Origin of the sequence: Citrobacter sp. RHB25-C09, from assembly GCF_013836145.1 — a bacterium.
Lineage (GTDB): Bacteria > Pseudomonadota > Gammaproteobacteria > Enterobacterales > Enterobacteriaceae > Citrobacter_A.
This window is the reverse complement of record NZ_CP057483.1, coordinates 2798557-2816080: the sequence shown is the minus strand read 5'-3', so window position 1 is coordinate 2816080 and position 17524 is coordinate 2798557. Positions and strand designations below refer to the sequence as shown.

Here is a 17524-nt window from a genome sequence, read left to right as displayed (position 1 = left end):
TCTTTATAAGTGGTAAGCGACGATGCACATCACCCTGCGGCAACTTGAAGTCTTCACTGAAGTATTAAAAAGCGGTTCAACGACCCAGGCATCTGTGATGCTGGCATTGTCGCAATCGGCGGTTAGCGCGGCATTGACCGATCTGGAAGGGCAACTTGGCGTTCAGCTTTTTGACCGTGTCGGCAAACGACTGGTGGTGAATGAACATGGGCGTTTGCTTTATCCGCGAGCGCTGGCCCTGCTGGAGCAGGCAGTTGAGATCGAACAACTGTTTCGTGAAGACAAGGGCGCTATTCGTGTCTATGCGAGCAGCACTATCGGCAATTATATCCTTCCGGCGGTCATCGCCCGCTACCGTCGCGACTTCCCCGATCTTCCTCTGGATCTGAGCGTCGGTAATAGCCAGGACGTCATCACCGCGGTGCTCGATTTCCGCGTGGATATCGGCCTGATCGAAGGGCCATGTCACAACACCGAAATCATTTCTGAACCCTGGCTTGACGATGAACTGGTGGTGTTTGCTGCGCCGTCGTCGCCGCTTGCCCTGGGCCCGGTGACGCTGGAACAGCTTGCCGCAGCGCCGTGGATCCTGCGCGAGCGGGGGTCCGGTACGCGAGAGATTGTCGATTATCTGCTGCTGTCCCACCTGCCGAAATTCCAGATGGCCATGGAGCTGGGCAATTCGGAAGCTATCAAGCACGCGGTTCGCCACGGTCTGGGCATCAGTTGTCTGTCGCGGCGGGTGATTGAGGAGCAGCTTCAGGCGGGAACGCTGAGTGAAGTGGCCGTTCCTTTACCACGCCTGGTGCGCACGCTATGGCGCATTCATCATCGGCAAAAGCACCTTTCGAATGCCTTGCAGCGCTTCCTGCAGTATTGCGAATAGCGCCATCTGATGGCCTGATGGCGACGCGAATGTCTCTTATCAGGCCGTTCATGCAGATCGTCTGATTTCTGCTTTACTTATAATCCACCGCCAGTCATGAAGGTGTCTTATAACAGCGCATTTGTTCCGGAACGATGCCGTTTCGTCTGCTACAATCGCGCCTCATTTTTTGGATGGATAGCATTTTCACATGGTTTCCGAAACTAAAACCACAGAAGCGCCCGCGCTACGTCGCGAACTGAAGGCGCGTCACCTGACCATGATCGCCATTGGCGGCTCCATCGGTACGGGTCTTTTTGTTGCCTCCGGTGCAACCATTTCCGCAGCAGGCCCAGGCGGCGCGCTGTTCTCTTACATACTGATTGGCCTGATGGTGTACTTCCTGATGACCAGTCTCGGTGAACTGGCGGCGTATATGCCGGTATCGGGTTCATTCGCCACTTACGGGCAGAACTATGTAGAAGAGGGCTTTGGCTTCGCGCTGGGCTGGAACTACTGGTACAACTGGGCGGTGACTATCGCCGTTGACCTTGTTGCCGCGCAGTTGGTAATGAGCTGGTGGTTCCCGGATACTCCAGGCTGGATCTGGAGTGCGCTGTTCCTGGGCGTCATCTTCTTGCTGAACTACATCTCCGTTCGCGGTTTCGGTGAAGCGGAATACTGGTTCTCGCTGATTAAAGTAACCACCGTGATCATCTTCATCATCGTTGGTGTGATGATGATTATCGGTATCTTCAAAGGCGTTGAGCCGGTGGGCTGGAGCAACTGGACGACGGGCGATGCGCCGTTTGCCGGCGGCTTTGCGGCCATGATTGGCGTGGCGATGATTGTCGGCTTCTCTTTCCAGGGGACTGAACTGATTGGTATCGCTGCGGGGGAATCTGAAGATCCGGAGAAAAATATTCCGCGCGCGGTGCGTCAGGTGTTCTGGCGAATCCTGCTGTTCTATGTGTTCGCAATCCTGATTATCAGCCTTATCATTCCGTACACCGATCCGAGCCTGCTGCGTAACGATGTTAAAGACATTAGCGTCAGTCCGTTCACGCTGGTCTTCCAGCACGCCGGTCTGCTCTCAGCGGCGGCGGTGATGAACGCGGTGATCCTGACGGCGGTGCTGTCTGCGGGGAACTCCGGGATGTACGCTTCAACGCGTATGCTTTACACCCTGGCCTGCGACGGCAAAGCGCCGCGTATTTTCGCCAAATTGTCTCGCGGCGGCGTACCGCGTAACGCGTTGTATGCTACGACTGTGATTGCCGGTTTGTGCTTCCTGACTTCGATGTTTGGTAACCAGACGGTGTATCTGTGGCTGCTGAATACCTCCGGCATGACAGGCTTTATCGCCTGGCTGGGGATTGCGATTAGCCACTACCGCTTCCGTCGCGGCTACGTGATGCAGGGGCATGACGTCAAGGATCTGCCGTACCGTTCAGGTTTCTTCCCACTGGGGCCGATCTTCGCGTTTGTGCTGTGCCTGACGATTACGCTGGGTCAGAACTATGAAGCGTTCCTGAAAGACACCATTGACTGGGGCGGCGTTGCGGCGACCTATATCGGTATCCCGCTGTTCCTGATCATCTGGTTCGGCTATAAGCTGACGAAAGGCACGCGTTTCGTGCGTTACAGCGAAATGCATTTCCCGGGGCGCGTGAAGAAATAGCGCTAGCGGATATGTCGACCGGATAAGGCATTTATGCCGCCATCCGGAAAGTAAAAACGAAAAAGCCCCGACTTGTCGGGGCTTTTTGCTGGGCTGAACTCAGAAGCTGTACGTCATACCCACCGTATAGCGACGGCCATCCAGGATGGTGTCGTAGGTATCGTAATCAATCTGCTTATCCAGGGCGTTATAGACTCCGGCTGTCAGCAGCAGATCTTTTGAGGCGTTGTAACGCAAACCAAGATCCACTTGAGTATAAGAAGGGGTTCCCTGAGACATTGAGGTGCGGCTCAGGTATTCAGTCGTTTTGCCCCTGAAGTTCAGACGACTCCAGAAGCCCACATCTTCCGTGGCCTGCCAGTCGAGAGTGGTGTTGAACATATGTTTCGGCATTTTGTTCAACGGCTTGCCGGAGAACTGACCGCTTTTTTGTTCAGATTCAGTGTAGGTGTAATTCGCCGTCCAGTTGAGATCGGAGGTGATCTTCCAGCCGAAGGTGGATTCTACGCCGCGCATATTGGCTTCATCGACGTTGACACGGTCACTGACAAAATCATAGCTGGTGCTGCCGATGGTGCAGGCAGGATCGGCGCTGCTATTACAACGGCGTACTTCGGTGATCTTGTCTTTGAAGTCGGTATTGAAAAGCGTCACGCCTGCGTTGAGGTTATCACCGTTATCCCACAGCAGCGCAAGCTCTTCGCTCAGGCTTTTTTCCGGTTTTAGATCCGGGTTACCGACGATGATCCCGTTCAGACGACCGCCTCCGGTCACCTGGCCCCAACTGGCTGAGGACTGACGCAGGTCCGGCGCGCGGTAGCCCGCAGAGACACCGCCTTTTAACGTCCATTGTTCGCTCAGATGCCACACGCCGTAGCCGCGCGGGGTCCAGTTGTCGCCGTAGTTCTCGTCTTTATCCATACGAATACCGCCGGTCAGGGTAAAGCTGTCGGTCATTGCCCATTCATCTTCAGCAAACAGCGCCCAGCTCCAGCGAGTCAGCTTGTTCAGACCGTCAGCCGCTTCCAGCTGGTTACCGTTATCGGTGAGCTTCTCGTAGCGATATTGTCCACCCAGCGTCAGGGTATGTGCGCCGAGGAAGATCTGGTTCTGGTTATTGAAGATGGTGTTATAAGACTTCATCTCGCGGCCAGGGTTATTGGTCTCTTCCTGCTGAACGTAGCTGGTGCTATTGAAGTCGTCATAGTAACCGCTGTGGGTCAGCGAGTAGGTTGTATGCTCGTAGCGGTTTTCGCTTTTACTGTTCGGCGTGCATTTCCCGTTACGACAGGTTTCTTCCGCCATCGATTTCCCCGGCGTACTGTCGCGATCCTGTAATTCGCGCGCAAAATCAACGTCAAAATCATTTTTCTCATCTGGCGTAAAGTTCAGCGTCAGGCCACCGTTACGCAACCGCTGCTCGTTGTAGCCATTGACGATCTGGTCTTCTGCCCGGCGTGAGAACAGCCCGGTCACTTTTGCGCCCAGCAGACCGTCAATCAGCGGGCCAGAGGCAACGGCGTTAGTCTGGTATAAGTCGCCGGAATCGCGGTTCTCCTGGAAAGTGGCGTCGCCATGAAGTGAACCACTCCAGCCCTGGGTATTGGACACCTTTTTTGTGATCACGTTAATCACGCCGCCCATAGCGTCGGAGCCGTAAAGCGATGACATTGGGCCACGGATAACTTCAATGCGCTCGATAGACTCCAGCGGCGGCAGCCAGCCTTGTTCGATCCCGGCATTATCGCTGTTCGGACGCGTACCACGTGTACTGATGCGCTTGCCGTTGACAAGGAAAAGGGTGTACTGCGACGCCATCCCGCGAATGCTGATGTCGCTGCTACTGCCACCGCCTGTCACCACGACGCCGGGAATATCTTTCAGCGCATCGGTAACGTCGCGATAGGCTTTATCTTCAATCTGCTGTTTGGAAATTACCGAAATTGAAGCCGGGGCATTCTGTATCTTCTGCTCAAATCCCGTTGCGGTGACGACGACGGTATCCTGATCGGCAGCAAAAACGTGCGATGGGAGGCATGCCGCGCAAACTGCAACGGCGACAGCCTTAGCGTGAGGTATGGTCATTTTTGTCATTCCATTAAACAATTAAAAAGTTCGCCTGCCATGAAAAGGCCATGGCAACTGTATGTGTTTGTCTTTTAAGAACTCTTTGTGGTGAAGAAGCGCAGAGAATTGTACAAAAGAATGAATATTTGTAAACACAAATGATAATTGAAATCATTTGTGTTTATTGGTTTTTGATATAAAACCGTGCTAAGTCAAAGGGATGCGGGAACGTAAATGTGAAGGGCAGGAGATTAAGATGCCGGGAGGCAGCTGCCTTACCCGGCCGACGGTTGCGCAGTCTGTAGGCCTGATAAGCGCAGCGCCATCAGGCATTGACGAGCAATTAATGCAGTATTACTTCAGCAAATGCTCTGCATGAAACCGCAAATGATCCTCAATAAATGAGGCGATAAAGTAATAGCTGTGATCGTAACCGGGCTGGATGCGCAATGTCATTGGCCATGCGGTCTGGCGTGCGGCTTCTGCCAGAACGGCAGGCTGGAGTTGATCGGCCAGGAACTGATCGTTGTCACCTTGATCGATAAGGGTAGGGATGGCATCTGCTGGCTTGCTGGCATACATCAGCGCGCAGCTGTCCCACTCCGCCCAGGTGGATTTATCCTCGCCAAGGTAAGCGGTAAACGCTTTGTCACCCCAGGGCACACGACACGGGTTAACGATGGGCGCAAAGGCCGATACGCTGGAGTATCTGCCCGGATTTTTTAATGCCATGATAAGAGCGCCGTGCCCGCCCATGGAATGCCCGCTAATCGCACAACGTTCGCTGACGTTAAACTTTTCCTGGATCAACGCCGGTAATTCATCGCGTAAATAATCATACATACGATAATGCGCCGCCCAGGGCGGCTGCGTGGCGTTAAGATAGAAACCCGCGCCCTGGCCTAAATCATAGCCGTCGTCATTGGCGACCTGCTCACCGCGCGGGCTGGTGTCGGGCATGACCAGTACGATGCCCAGTTCCGCCGCGATTCGCTGCGCGCCGGCCTTCGTTGTGAAGTTTTCATCATTACAGGTAAGGCCAGACAGCCAGTACAGGACCGGCGGTGGCGTTGCGCTACGCGGCGGGGGAAGAAAAATGCTGAACGTCATCGCACAGTTCAGCGCGCGCGAGTCGTGACGCCAGCGTTGCTGCCAGCCTTCAAAACAGCGGTGCTCTTCAAGCATTTCCATGCGGGGCTCCTTATCGTGTTGAGTCTCTTTATGTTCGCAATATCCTCATAATACAGATAATTCATCGCACCGTGAGTAACTTTCACTTCCGCATTTAGTCATCTTGCTTCATCATCTGCACAACGAATTTGTAACACGCTGCATTGCCCGATCGCGTTGCCGATTGAAAGGTGCCGGCAATTACAATAATTATCGCTGTGAATACTGGATTATGTGCGCTGCCTCACGCACAATAATCAGGCTGTTTACCAGCCTACAAACTTTGCCCCACGCAGGGCAGAGGCGCGACACCTGCCGGAGAAGAATACATGTCATCACTCAGTAAAGAAGCAGCCCTGGTTCATGAAGCACTGGTTGCGCGTGGTCTTGAAACACCATTACGCCCGCCAGTGAATGAACTGGATAACGAAACGCGCAAGCGTCTTATCTCCGGTCATATGACCGAGATTATGCAACTGCTGAATCTGGATTTAAGCGATGACAGTCTGATGGAAACGCCGCATCGCATCGCAAAGATGTATGTTGACGAGATTTTCTCCGGCCTCGATTACGCCAATTTCCCCAAAATCACCGTCATTGAAAACAAAATGAAGGTCGACGAGATGGTCACAGTGCGCGATATCACCCTGACCAGCACCTGCGAACACCATTTTGTCACTATTGATGGTAAAGCTACGGTTGCCTATATCCCGAAAGATGCGGTGATTGGTCTGTCGAAGATCAACCGTATCGTGCAGTTTTTTGCCCAGCGCCCACAGGTGCAAGAGCGTTTAACCCAGCAAATTCTGACTGCGTTGCAGACCCTGCTTGGCACCAATAATGTGGCGGTGTCCATAGACGCGGTACATTACTGTGTGAAAGCGCGCGGTATTCGTGATGCAACCAGCGCGACCACGACCACGTCGCTCGGCGGATTGTTTAAATCCAGCCAGAATACGCGTCAGGAATTTCTCCGCGCAGTCCGTCACCACAACTGAGAAAGGCAGGGGCCATGGAGCGTAATCTCACGCTGGATTTCGTTCGTGGCGTTGCCATCCTGGGCATCCTGCTTTTGAATATTAACGCCTTTGGTTTACCAAAGGCGGCTTATCTCAACCCCGCCTGGTACGGTGCTATTACGCCGCAAGACGCCTGGATATGGGCGATTCTGGATGTTTTTGCTCAGGCCAAATTCCTCACCCTTTTTGCTATCCTGTTCGGCGCTGGCTTGCAAATGCTCTTGCCGCGCGGAAGGCGATGGATCCAGTCCCGACTTACGCTACTGGTCCTGCTCGGTTTTATTCACGCCTTGCTGTTCTGGGATGGCGATATCCTGCTGGCCTATGGCTTGATCGGACTTATCAGTTGGCGACTGGTACGCGATGCGCCATCGGTAAAAAGTCTGCTTAATACCGGCATTCTGCTTTATCTGGCTGGGATCGGCGTTTTGCTGCTGCTCGGAGTGATTTCCGACAGTTCAACGAATCGCGCCTGGACGCCGGATGCTTCTGCATTGCTGTATGAAAAATACTGGAAGCTTAACGGCGGTGTAGAAGCCATGAGTAATCGGGCTGATTCGCTATCGAACAGTCTGCTGGCGCTGGGCGCGCAGTACGGCTGGCAGCTAGCGGGAATGATGCTGCTGGGCGCGGCGCTGATGCGCAGCGGCTGGCTGAAAGGGCAATTTAGCCTGACACATTATCGACGGACCGGCTTTTTACTGGTATGCATCGGTCTGCTCATTAATCTGCCAGCGGTTGTGGCGCAGTGGCAGCTTGGCTGGAGTTACCGCTGGTGCGCATTTCTGTTGCAGGCGCCGCGCGAGCTGAGTGCGCCATTCCAGACGCTAGGCTATACGGCACTGATTTACGGTTACTGGCCGCAACTGAGTCGTCACAAAATCGTTATGGCGATCGCCTGCGTGGGCCGGATGGCGCTCTCCAACTATTTATTACAAACGCTGCTCTGTACGACGCTGTTCTATCAGTTTGGTTTATTTATGCAATTCGACCGGTTGACGCTGCTGCTGTTTGTGTTCCCCGTGTGGATAGCGAACCTGTTGTTTTCGGTTATCTGGCTCCGTTTCATGCCGCAAGGCCCGGTGGAATGGCTGTGGCGCTATTTCACCCTGCGCGCTTCAAAAGTCTCTACCCCCCATACATCCGGATAACGATCTGGATCACAATCATTAACAAAATGAATGTAAGCGTTTTCATCCCTGTGACCGCACTCACGTAGTCCTTTCTTTGCCGCTGACAAAATAGCCGCCAGCGATGCAGTAAGCCTCTGCAATTTCAAACAGGGTAGTAAATATGATCACCATTCGTGATGTGGCGCGTCAGGCAGGCGTTTCCGTGGCGACGGTTTCCCGCGTATTAAACAACAGTGCGCTGGTCAGCGCCGATACGCGCGAGGCGGTCACCAAAGCCGTCGCGCTGTTGGGTTACCGTCCAAATGCAAATGCCCAGGCGCTGGCGACTCAGATGAGCGAAACCATCGGCGTGGTGGTGATGGATGTGTCGGATGCCTTCTTTGGCGCTCTGGTAAAAGCCGTCGATATGGTGGCCCAGCAGCATCAAAAATATGTGCTGATTGGCAACAGCTATCATGAAGCGGAAAAAGAGCGGCACGCGATAGAAGTTCTGATCCGCCAGCGATGTAATGCGTTGATTGTTCACTCAAAAGCGTTAAGTGACCGTGAGCTTGGGGAGTTTATGGATCAGATCCCCGGCATGGTGCTGATTAATCGCATTGTCCCTGGCTACGCCCACCGCTGTGTCTGTCTGGACAACATCAGCGGTGCCAAAATGGCCACCCGTATGCTGCTCAACCACGGTCACCAGCGCATTGGTTATCTGGCTTCCAGTCATCACATTGAAGATGACGACATGCGCAGAGAAGGGTGGTCGAGTGCGCTCAATGCGCAGGGGATTGTGGCACCCGACAGCTGGATTGGCACAGGCACACCTGATATGCAGGGGGGAGAATCCGCCATGGTGGAACTGCTGGGGCGCAATTTGCAACTCACGGCGGTATTTGCATACAACGACAATATGGCGGCGGGCGCGCTCACCGCGCTCAAAGATAACGGTATTTCGATCCCGCAGCAGCTTTCTATCATTGGTTTCGATGATATCCCTATTGCCCGCTACACCGATCCGCAGCTCACGACTGTGCGCTATCCCATTGCTTCAATGGCAAAATTAGCCACGGAGCTCGCTTTGCTGGGTGCCGCAGGCAAGCTGGATTTGGCGGCCAATCACTGCTTTATGCCGACGCTAGTGCGACGTCATTCGGTGGCTCACAGACAGAATGCGGCAGCGATCACTATATGATTAATTTGCTGGATGTAACCGCTTTCAATATGTGAGTAAATTCACAGTATCTTAACATTGCCAACGCTATGATGGCACCGCTTGTAGCACTGTAACTCCGATGTAACTGTGATTAATCACTTTTACCGAGGTGAAAGCGCCTTAAGCAAAATTAAAACCTATTTCTGGAGCGTTACCGGGCAAGGAAGAAAGATTTTTTTAAAATGAGCTTCGGCGTTCAGTTAACATAAATTTAACGTTTCCTTTCGCCGGGCATTTATCTTAAGCACTACCCTGCATAATAAAACCGGAGTTACCATGAATAAGAAGGTGTTAACCCTTTCTGCTGTGATGGCAAGCATGTTATTCGGCGCGGCTGCGCACGCTGCTGATACTCGCATCGGTGTGACTATCTATAAATATGACGATAACTTTATGTCTGTGGTACGTAAGGCTATCGAAGCGGACGCAAAAGCGGCACCAGATGTACAGCTGCTGATGAACGACTCCCAGAACGACCAATCCAAACAAAACGACCAGATCGACGTTCTGCTGGCGAAAGGCGTAAAAGCGCTGGCCATCAACCTGGTTGACCCGGCTGCAGCAGGCACCGTAATTGAGAAAGCGCGTGGCCAGAACGTGCCAATCGTCTTCTTCAACAAAGAACCTTCACGTAAAGCGCTGGACAGCTATGACAAGGCGTTCTACGTCGGTACTGACTCTAAAGAATCCGGTATTATCCAGGGCGACCTGATTGCTAAGCACTGGGCGGCGAACCAGGGCTGGGATCTGAACAAAGACGGTCAGATCCAGTTCGTTCTGCTGAAAGGCGAGCCGGGTCACCCGGATGCTGAAGCGCGTACTACGTATGTGATCAAAGAGCTGAACGATAAAGGGATTAAAACTGAGCGGCTGCAGCTCGATACCGCTATGTGGGATACCGCAATGGCGAAAGACAAAATGGACGCCTGGCTCTCTGGCCCGAATGCCAACAAAATTGAAGTCGTTATTGCGAACAACGATGCGATGGCAATGGGTGCTGTTGAAGCGCTGAAAGCGCACAACAAAACCAGCATCCCGGTATTTGGCGTCGATGCGCTGCCAGAAGCCATGGCTATGGTGAAATCTGGCGCACTGGCTGGTACCGTACTGAATGATGCGAACAACCAGGCGAAAGCGACCTTTGACCTGGCGAAAAACCTCGCTGACGGCAAAGGCGCGGCTGATGGCACTGACTGGAAAATCGAAAACAAAATCGTCCGCGTTCCTTACGTAGGCGTTGATCAGGAAAACCTGGCCGAGTTCACCAAGAAGTAAGTTTATAGGGCGCGATCACTATCGCGCCCCTTTTTAACGCGCTCTGCGAGGCCAACAAGGTATAATTATGGTCAGCACAAATACTCAGTCGTCAGGCGAATTCTTGTTGGAAATGAGCGGCATCAACAAGTCTTTTCCAGGCGTTAAGGCACTTGATAATGTTAATTTAAAAGTCCGCCCACATTCAATTCATGCATTAATGGGAGAGAACGGCGCTGGGAAATCAACACTATTAAAATGTCTTTTTGGGATCTATCAAAAAGATTCTGGCAGCATATTATTCCAGGGTAAAGAAATCGATTTTCATTCAGCCAAAGAAGCGCTGGAAAACGGTATTTCCATGGTCCACCAGGAACTCAACCTGGTTTTACAACGTTCTGTTATGGACAACATGTGGCTGGGGCGTTATCCCACCAAAGGCATGTTTGTCGATCAGGATAAAATGTACCGTGATACCAAAGCAATTTTTGACGAGCTGGATATTGATATCGATCCGCGTGCGCGCGTCGGGACGCTGTCCGTTTCGCAAATGCAAATGATCGAAATTGCCAAAGCCTTTTCTTATAATGCCAAAATTGTCATTATGGATGAACCGACGTCTTCTTTAACGGAGAAAGAGGTTAATCATCTTTTCACGATTATTCGTAAGCTTAAAGATCGTGGCTGCGGTATTGTTTATATCTCCCACAAAATGGAAGAAATTTTCCAGTTGTGTGATGAAATCACCGTACTGCGTGACGGACAGTGGATTGCCACGCAACCGCTGGAAGGGCTGGATATGGACCAGATCATCGCCATGATGGTGGGACGTTCATTGAACCAGCGTTTCCCGGACAAAGCCAACAAACCAGGGGAAGTTATTCTTGAAGTGCGCAACCTGACATCGCTGCGCCAGCCTTCTATTCGGGACGTCTCTTTTGATCTGCATAAAGGAGAGATTCTCGGCGTTGCGGGACTGGTCGGCGCTAAGCGCACTGATATCGTTGAAACACTTTTTGGTATCCGTGAGAAATCATCGGGCACTATTACACTGCACGGCAAAAAGATTAATAACCATAATGCGAATGAAGCCATTAATCATGGTTTCGCGCTGGTCACAGAAGAGCGTCGTTCCACCGGTATTTATGCTTATCTGGACATTGGTTTCAACTCTCTCATTTCAAATATCCATAATTACAAAAATAAAGTCGGTCTGTTAGATAATTCCCGAATGAAAAGTGATACCCAATGGGTAATTGACTCTATGCGGGTTAAAACGCCAGGCCATCGTACACAAATTGGTTCGCTTTCCGGCGGCAATCAGCAAAAAGTGATTATTGGTCGCTGGCTACTGACGCAACCAGAAATACTGATGCTCGACGAACCGACCCGTGGGATCGATGTCGGGGCAAAATTTGAAATTTATCAGTTAATCGCGGAACTGGCGAAAAAAGGTAAGGGGATTATTATTATCTCCTCTGAAATGCCGGAATTGTTAGGGATAACAGATCGTATTCTGGTGATGAGTAACGGACTCGTTTCTGGAATTGTTGATACTAAAACGACTACGCAAAACGAAATTCTGCGTCTTGCGTCTTTGCACCTTTAAGATCAGGGGCTCCTCATGAGTGCGTTAAATAAGAAAAGTTTTCTTACTTATCTGAAAGAAGGCGGTATTTACGTCGTTCTTTTAGTCTTGCTGGCGATTATTATTTTCCAGGATCCCACTTTCTTAAGTCTGCTTAACTTAAGTAACATTCTGACCCAATCCTCTGTGCGTATCATCATCGCGCTGGGCGTTGCCGGTCTTATTGTCACCCAGGGGACGGACCTGTCAGCAGGTCGTCAGGTCGGGCTGGCGGCAGTGGTTGCGGCAACGCTGCTACAGTCAATGGAGAACGCTAACAAAGTGTTCCCGGAAATGGCCACTATGCCTATTGCGCTGGTGATCCTGATTGTCTGTGCCATCGGCGCAGTGATCGGTCTGGTTAACGGTATTATCATCGCGTATCTGAACGTGACGCCGTTTATCACCACGCTGGGTACGATGATTATCGTTTACGGTATCAACTCCCTGTATTACGACTTCGTGGGCGCATCGCCGATTTCGGGCTTTGACAGCGGCTTCTCGACCTTTGCCCAGGGCTTTATAGCCATGGGAAGTTTCAGGCTGTCATACATTACGTTCTATGCGCTGATCGCCGTTGCGTTTGTCTGGGTGCTGTGGAACAAAACGCGCTTCGGTAAAAATATTTTTGCTATCGGCGGTAACCCGGAAGCAGCAAAAGTGTCTGGCGTTAACGTAGCCCTGAACCTGCTGATGATCTACGCGCTCTCTGGTGTGTTCTATGCCTTCGGCGGCTTGCTGGAAGCGGGACGTATCGGCTCAGCGACAAACAACCTCGGCTTTATGTATGAACTGGATGCGATTGCCGCGTGCGTCGTGGGTGGCGTATCGTTCAGCGGCGGGGTAGGCACTGTACTTGGCGTAGTGACCGGTGTGATTATCTTTACCGTCATCAACTACGGCCTGACCTACATCGGCGTTAACCCATACTGGCAGTACATTATTAAGGGCGGAATTATTATCTTCGCCGTTGCGCTGGACTCCCTGAAGTACGCGCGTAAGAAGTAATTCTTCGTAATGGAGAAACCGGCGCAGAGTGCTCTGCGCCGGTTTTTTTATTTGATAAACAAGAGCCAGATGCCGGTGAGCAACGCCCCCAGCGCGATGCCGAAATAGACGGTGATCCAGGTCCAGAAGACGCCGGGTTGTGTGGTGCGCTGGATGATCAGGGGTTCTTCCTTGCCCTTTTCCGTTTTCTCAACGGTACCTGAGCGCAGACCCTTAATGCCTTCTCTGAATGTCCACGCCACAATCATCAGTACGCCAATGACGATAAATATCGCTTTCCCTTCCATGCTTGTTTCCTTTTATTTTTTTTGCTGTTCAAGCAATTGTTCTGGTGTCACCGCGGGATATCCCTGCGCATTATCGGGTACCTGATGCGGTGCTGGAATCGGGACGAGCGGCCCTAAGAAACGCGGCTCACGCTTAAACAGATAGAGGTCCGCCAGGGCGCCAAAACGCGCGCCAAATTCACGAACGCGTACCGTCAGCATATCTTTCGGTGACGGCACAGCATAACACTGCGCCTGAATCCCCATATGCAAAGCGATAAACAAGGCTCGTTCGCAGTGAAAACGCTGGGTAATGATAATGAAATCATTGGTATCGAAGACTTTACGGGTACGTACTATGGAGTCGAGGGTGCGGAAACCGGCGTAGTCCAGTACGATATCGGCAGGATCGACGCCAGCAGCAATCAGATCTTTTCGCATCGTCATCGGCTCGTTGTAGCTTTGCAGAGCGTTGTCACCGCTGAGCAGCAAATAGTTCACTTTGCCGCTGTTATAGGCGTTCAGCGCACCCTGAATTCGGTAACGGTAATACTGATTGATGACCCCGGTACGGTAATATTTGGCGGTGCCAAGCACAACCCCCACCTGGCGGTAGGGCAGGTCCTGCAATTCATCATAAATATAAGGCGCAGTTTTCCAGCTCATCCAGCGATCGAGGCCAAGCGCAGTCAACAGCAGCAAGCCGATCAGGACTAACAGGCTGTAGAAAACGCGCTTTAACATGAAGGAAACTCAGTCAGAGGATGAAAGTGCATTCAGGCTACTGTACACGAAGGCGTAGCGCAAGAAACAGCAGCCTGATTGGGGGTATTTTCAGCAATTTGGATCAAGGCATGTAGGCCGGATACGGTGCGTCAGCATTGCCTGATGGCGCTGTGCTTATCAGGCCTACGGGCACGGCGCAGTTTGTAGGCCGGATAAGGCGCGTGAGCGCCGCCATCCGGCATTACTGGAACACAAGATTATCCCAACAGCACGCGATCAATATTACTGCAACCTAACGCTTTCAACGTCGCGGCGGTGGCGTCCCACTGAATCAACGGCGCGTCGGCTTTTTCCGCCAGAATGGCCCGCTTAATATCCGGATAGTCATAGCCGTTCAGGCTGAGCAGGTTCAGCGCGCCTTGCAGCGGCGGCAACGTCGGGTTAAACGCGGCATTTTCCGCATAACTGCCCGTAAAGATACGGCCATCGTTACACTCCAGCGCGACGCCACTGGGCGATTTACTGTAAGGCATATGGCAACGGTTGGCGGCGGCAATGGCAGCCTGGGTTAACGCATCGCCTTGCAGGGCAAAGCCATGGTTTTGCTCGTCCATCAGCAGGGTTTTGATCTCCAGATCTTTTGGCCCGAAAGCGTCTGGCAAATAGTCACGCAGGGTGTGCGGTTCACGACCCGGCAGATGGATGCGCAGCGCCAGACCGCTGTTTAATTCGTTCATAAACTGACGGCAGTGGCCACAAGGCGTGTAGTTAACCGTAATTGCCGCGAGTCCTTTTTCACCACGCATCCACGCGTGGCTAATGGCGCTTTGTTCGGCGTGAACGGTTTGCTGCATGGTGGCGCCCAGGAACTCCATATTGCCGCCGAAATACCAGACGCCGCTAACGCCGCGCGCAATTGCGCCTACGTTAAAATTCGATAGCGGAGTTCGCGCACAGGCCGCAGCCAGCGGAAGCAAAGCGAAGGCCAGCGCGTCCTCATCCAGTCCTGTCGCGCTTTTCAGCGTCGACACCTGCTCAGCGGTCAGCGACGCGGGGAAATGTTCTTCCGCGAGAATGGGGGCCAGTGCTGATTGCAAATTTTCCGCCAGTTGGCTGAACGCAGTGTGAAAACGTGGGTGCATGGCGTTGCCTCATAACAATGTAATGGGATCGTAGTGTACGAGCCTGTTTCGTCTTTATACGTGATCAACATCTCATTGTGATTGCAACTTATGAAACAAAAATCAAAATTGCGCGAACCATCGCAAATTTTAGCCAAAAACAGCGAGAATTATCGGAAATAAAAACGGGGCAATCAGCGAGGTTATAATTCCGCAGATCACCAGCGCCAGCGAGCTGAACGCGCCTTCCTGATAATCAAGCTCGGCGCAACGCGCGGTACCCAGGGCGTGGGAAGCGGTACCCATCGCCAGACCGCGCGCGGCCTTGGTGCGAATACGCATTGCGTTGAGCAACGTATGGCCAAAGACGGCACCGAGAATACCGACGAAAATCACGCAAACCGCGCTCACCGCTGGAATACCACCGATGCTGCCGCCTACCGCCATGGCTATTGGCGTGGTGACGGACTTCGGCAATACCGACGCGGCAATCTCAGGCGTTGCGCCCATCAGCAACGCGACGCCAGTACCGGTGACCATTGCCACAATGCTGCCCACGAAACAGATGGTGATGATGGATTTCCAACGGGCGCGGATCTGGTGCAACTGTTCATACAAAGGGTAGGCCAGCGCAACAACCGCAGGTTGCAGCAGATCGTTAAGCACCTCGCTGCCTTTAAAATAGCTCTGGTAAGGAATACCCGTGATGAGAAGGAAAGGGATGATGACCACCATCGCCACCAGTAGCGGGTTAAGTAAGGGAAACTTGAAGCGTACTGCCAGTTTACGTGCGCCAAAAAAGACGGCTAAGGTCAGGGGTAATGACCACCAGATTGATGCCATCATTTATCTGCTCCTTTCTGACCCACGACTTTGCGCTCGCCGTGGACCAGGTGCGAACTCCAGCTCACCACCAGAAAGACCACCAGCGTGCTAATGGCGCAGGAGACAACCACCGGGCCGAACTGCGCGCGTAGCAGATCAAAGTACTGCATCACGCCGACGCCAATTGGCACAAACAGCAGCGCCATATAGCGGATCAGTACGTAGCAACCGGGATTAACCCATTTGGCGGGGATAATCTGCAAGGCCAGCAGAACAAACAGGATAAGCATGCCAATAATACTGCCGGAAATGGCGACGGGCAGCAGTGACGCGATAAAAATGCCTGCATACAGGCAGGCATAAATCAGCGCAAACGCGCGCAAATATTGCCAGATGATATTCAATGACTTACTCATGGTGTAATTCCTTGACGTCAACAACGACGCCTGGTAGGACAGGCTTTCAATCATCATACAATTAAACCTGAAACTGTGCTATCGATCACATCATGAATTCTGCGCATGGCAATGATAGACAGCGGTAACGTCAGGTAACTCCGTGAATTGCGTTAAACCTGTGCCAGAAAATGCAGAAAGCGGCTCAGCGCAGCGGAAGGCGTTTCATTTTTCCTCCAGAACACCCCGACGCTGCCTTTTTGTTCGATCTTCGGCAGATTGAGGATCACCAACTGACCCTGGCTGGCATAGCGTTGCGCCAGACGTAAAGAAAGAATAGAGATCATATCGCTGCTTTGCAGCAGGTTGGTGCTGACGTTCATCGACGCCGATTCAATAGTGTTTTCCGGCAGCATAACGCCATTATCGACCAGAGCATTATCGATACTAATGCGGATAGGCGTGCCCGTTGGCCAGACTATCCAGCGCCAGTTGGCGAGTTCGCTCCAGCTCAGCGTCGCGTGCTTCGCCAGCGGATGGTTTGGACGGGCGACAAAGCAGACGGGTTCGGTGTAAAGCACCTGATAATTGAGGGGCAGCTGTAACGCGCGCCCGCCAACGCGGCCAACGACCACATCGACCGAACCGGCAAGCAGGTCGTGCAGCAGCGGGGTCATCACTTTTTCTTCTATGTTCAGATGCAGCGTTGGCATTTCTTCCAGCAGGCCGAGAATCGCCTGTGATACGCAGTCGGTCGCTACCGGCGAACAGCCGATTTTCAGGCTGCCCACCAGCCCGCCTTCCTTAAAGCGTGCCATTTCATACTGTGAGCGTTCCAGATCGTTAATTAAACGCTGGGCATGTTGCAGCAGTAATTTCCCCCCTTCTGACGGGCGCAGGCCTTTACTGTGACGCTCGAAAAGCGTGATCCCAATCTCATCTTCAAGCTGTGATAGCCATTTTGACAGCGCGGGCTGGGTGATATTCATCATCCGGGCGACGTGCGTCAGATTTCCCTGTTCGCCTAGAGCCATCAGCATTTGCAGGTGATGCAGTTTGAGTTTTTGCGCCCAGTTTGCCATTTGCTATAACCCCCAGGTTATGTCTCTGCATGAAATGCCATTGTACATTTTATCGCCCAATCTACAAACTCGTAACATACC

16 protein-coding genes are annotated in these 17524 nt (G+C 52.4%); 8 read left to right on the top strand and 8 right to left on the bottom strand.

Annotation, left to right across the window (positions count from 1 at the left end; all coding sequences use genetic code 11):
* The first annotated feature begins 22 nt into the window (after nucleotides 1-22).
* Nucleotides 23-886, top strand: a complete 864-nt coding sequence (yieE, locus tag HVY19_RS13190; RefSeq protein ID WP_181681032.1) for a DNA-binding transcriptional regulator YeiE — start codon at nucleotides 23-25, stop codon at nucleotides 884-886.
* Nucleotides 887-1076: 190 nt separating this feature from the next.
* Nucleotides 1077-2546 (top strand): lysine-specific permease, encoded by a 1470-nt coding sequence (gene lysP, locus HVY19_RS13185; RefSeq protein ID WP_181681031.1) that lies wholly within the window; start codon nucleotides 1077-1079, stop codon nucleotides 2544-2546.
* A gap of 99 nt (nucleotides 2547-2645) precedes the next feature.
* On the opposite strand, the gene HVY19_RS13180 is transcribed toward lysP, so the two are convergent.
* Nucleotides 2646-4631: a ligand-gated channel protein gene (locus HVY19_RS13180; RefSeq protein WP_181681030.1), complete on the bottom strand. Its 1986-nt coding sequence runs from the start codon at nucleotides 4629-4631 to the stop codon at nucleotides 2646-2648.
* Between the two features lie 336 nt (nucleotides 4632-4967).
* On the bottom strand, nucleotides 4968-5804 hold the full coding sequence (gene fghA, locus HVY19_RS13175; RefSeq protein ID WP_181681029.1) for an S-formylglutathione hydrolase: 837 nt from the start codon (nucleotides 5802-5804) through the stop codon (nucleotides 4968-4970).
* Nucleotides 5805-6112: 308 nt separating this feature from the next.
* Between fghA and folE the strand changes: the two genes are divergently transcribed.
* From folE to mglC, 6 genes are all read left to right on the top strand, one after another.
* Nucleotides 6113-6781 carry a GTP cyclohydrolase I FolE gene (gene folE / locus HVY19_RS13170; RefSeq protein ID WP_181681028.1) on the top strand — a complete coding sequence of 223 codons (669 nt, stop codon included), beginning with the start codon at nucleotides 6113-6115 and terminating at the stop codon, nucleotides 6779-6781.
* A 14-nt stretch (nucleotides 6782-6795) separates the two neighbouring features.
* On the top strand, nucleotides 6796-7953 hold the full coding sequence (gene yeiB, locus HVY19_RS13165; RefSeq protein ID WP_181681027.1) for a DUF418 domain-containing protein YeiB: 1158 nt from the start codon (nucleotides 6796-6798) through the stop codon (nucleotides 7951-7953).
* 142 nt (nucleotides 7954-8095) lie between these two features.
* A complete protein-coding gene (gene galS, locus HVY19_RS13160; protein ID WP_181681026.1) occupies nucleotides 8096-9118 on the top strand; it encodes an HTH-type transcriptional regulator GalS in 1023 nt (340 codons plus the stop codon).
* 297 nt (nucleotides 9119-9415) lie between these two features.
* Nucleotides 9416-10414 carry a galactose/glucose ABC transporter substrate-binding protein MglB gene (gene mglB / locus HVY19_RS13155; protein ID WP_181681025.1) on the top strand — a complete coding sequence of 333 codons (999 nt, stop codon included), beginning with the start codon at nucleotides 9416-9418 and terminating at the stop codon, nucleotides 10412-10414.
* A gap of 67 nt (nucleotides 10415-10481) precedes the next feature.
* Nucleotides 10482-12002, top strand: a complete 1521-nt coding sequence (mglA, locus tag HVY19_RS13150; RefSeq protein WP_181681024.1) for a galactose/methyl galactoside ABC transporter ATP-binding protein MglA — start codon at nucleotides 10482-10484, stop codon at nucleotides 12000-12002.
* Between the two features lie 15 nt (nucleotides 12003-12017).
* On the top strand, nucleotides 12018-13028 hold the full coding sequence (gene mglC / locus HVY19_RS13145) for a galactose/methyl galactoside ABC transporter permease MglC (protein WP_181681023.1): 1011 nt from the start codon (nucleotides 12018-12020) through the stop codon (nucleotides 13026-13028).
* A 47-nt stretch (nucleotides 13029-13075) separates the two neighbouring features.
* Here the strand turns inward: mglC and HVY19_RS13140 are convergent, their stop codons facing one another.
* The 6 genes from HVY19_RS13140 to HVY19_RS13115 form a co-directional block, all read right to left on the bottom strand.
* Nucleotides 13076-13315 (bottom strand): DUF2542 family protein, encoded by a 240-nt coding sequence (locus HVY19_RS13140; protein WP_181681022.1) that lies wholly within the window; start codon nucleotides 13313-13315, stop codon nucleotides 13076-13078.
* A gap of 12 nt (nucleotides 13316-13327) precedes the next feature.
* The gene (gene sanA, locus HVY19_RS13135; protein WP_181681021.1) at nucleotides 13328-14038 is read right to left on the bottom strand and encodes an outer membrane permeability protein SanA; all 711 of its coding nucleotides are present in this window, start codon (nucleotides 14036-14038) and stop codon (nucleotides 13328-13330) included.
* 239 nt (nucleotides 14039-14277) lie between these two features.
* Nucleotides 14278-15162, bottom strand: a complete 885-nt coding sequence (cdd, locus tag HVY19_RS13130) for a cytidine deaminase (RefSeq protein ID WP_181681020.1) — start codon at nucleotides 15160-15162, stop codon at nucleotides 14278-14280.
* Nucleotides 15163-15291: 129 nt separating this feature from the next.
* Nucleotides 15292-15987: a CidB/LrgB family autolysis modulator gene (locus tag HVY19_RS13125; RefSeq protein ID WP_181681019.1), complete on the bottom strand. Its 696-nt coding sequence runs from the start codon at nucleotides 15985-15987 to the stop codon at nucleotides 15292-15294.
* Nucleotides 15984-16382: a CidA/LrgA family protein gene (locus HVY19_RS13120; RefSeq protein ID WP_181681018.1), complete on the bottom strand. Its 399-nt coding sequence runs from the start codon at nucleotides 16380-16382 to the stop codon at nucleotides 15984-15986. The genes HVY19_RS13125 and HVY19_RS13120 overlap by 4 nt, the downstream gene beginning before the upstream one ends.
* A 152-nt stretch (nucleotides 16383-16534) precedes the next feature.
* On the bottom strand, nucleotides 16535-17443 hold the full coding sequence (locus HVY19_RS13115) for a LysR substrate-binding domain-containing protein (RefSeq protein ID WP_181681017.1): 909 nt from the start codon (nucleotides 17441-17443) through the stop codon (nucleotides 16535-16537).
* Nucleotides 17444-17524: the final 81 nt, after the last annotated feature.

Bases quoted from the DNA above. Each gene is read 5' to 3' on its own strand.
- yieE (WP_181681032.1), top strand. From the start codon at position 23: ATGCACATCACCCTGCGGCAACTTGAAGTCTTCACTGAAGTATTAAAA.
- lysP (WP_181681031.1), top strand. From the start codon at position 1,077: ATGGTTTCCGAAACTAAAACCACAGAAGCGCCCGCGCTACGTCGCGAA.
- HVY19_RS13180 (WP_181681030.1), bottom strand. From the start codon at position 4,631: ATGACCATACCTCACGCTAAGGCTGTCGCCGTTGCAGTTTGCGCGGCA.
- fghA (WP_181681029.1), bottom strand. From the start codon at position 5,804: ATGGAAATGCTTGAAGAGCACCGCTGTTTTGAAGGCTGGCAGCAACGC.
- folE (WP_181681028.1), top strand. From the start codon at position 6,113: ATGTCATCACTCAGTAAAGAAGCAGCCCTGGTTCATGAAGCACTGGTT.
- yeiB (WP_181681027.1), top strand. From the start codon at position 6,796: ATGGAGCGTAATCTCACGCTGGATTTCGTTCGTGGCGTTGCCATCCTG.
- galS (WP_181681026.1), top strand. From the start codon at position 8,096: ATGATCACCATTCGTGATGTGGCGCGTCAGGCAGGCGTTTCCGTGGCG.
- mglB (WP_181681025.1), top strand. From the start codon at position 9,416: ATGAATAAGAAGGTGTTAACCCTTTCTGCTGTGATGGCAAGCATGTTA.
- mglA (WP_181681024.1), top strand. From the start codon at position 10,482: ATGGTCAGCACAAATACTCAGTCGTCAGGCGAATTCTTGTTGGAAATG.
- mglC (WP_181681023.1), top strand. From the start codon at position 12,018: ATGAGTGCGTTAAATAAGAAAAGTTTTCTTACTTATCTGAAAGAAGGC.
- HVY19_RS13140 (WP_181681022.1), bottom strand. From the start codon at position 13,315: ATGGAAGGGAAAGCGATATTTATCGTCATTGGCGTACTGATGATTGTG.
- sanA (WP_181681021.1), bottom strand. From the start codon at position 14,038: ATGTTAAAGCGCGTTTTCTACAGCCTGTTAGTCCTGATCGGCTTGCTG.
- cdd (WP_181681020.1), bottom strand. From the start codon at position 15,162: ATGCACCCACGTTTTCACACTGCGTTCAGCCAACTGGCGGAAAATTTG.
- HVY19_RS13125 (WP_181681019.1), bottom strand. From the start codon at position 15,987: ATGATGGCATCAATCTGGTGGTCATTACCCCTGACCTTAGCCGTCTTT.
- HVY19_RS13120 (WP_181681018.1), bottom strand. From the start codon at position 16,382: ATGAGTAAGTCATTGAATATCATCTGGCAATATTTGCGCGCGTTTGCG.
- HVY19_RS13115 (WP_181681017.1), bottom strand. From the start codon at position 17,443: ATGGCAAACTGGGCGCAAAAACTCAAACTGCATCACCTGCAAATGCTG.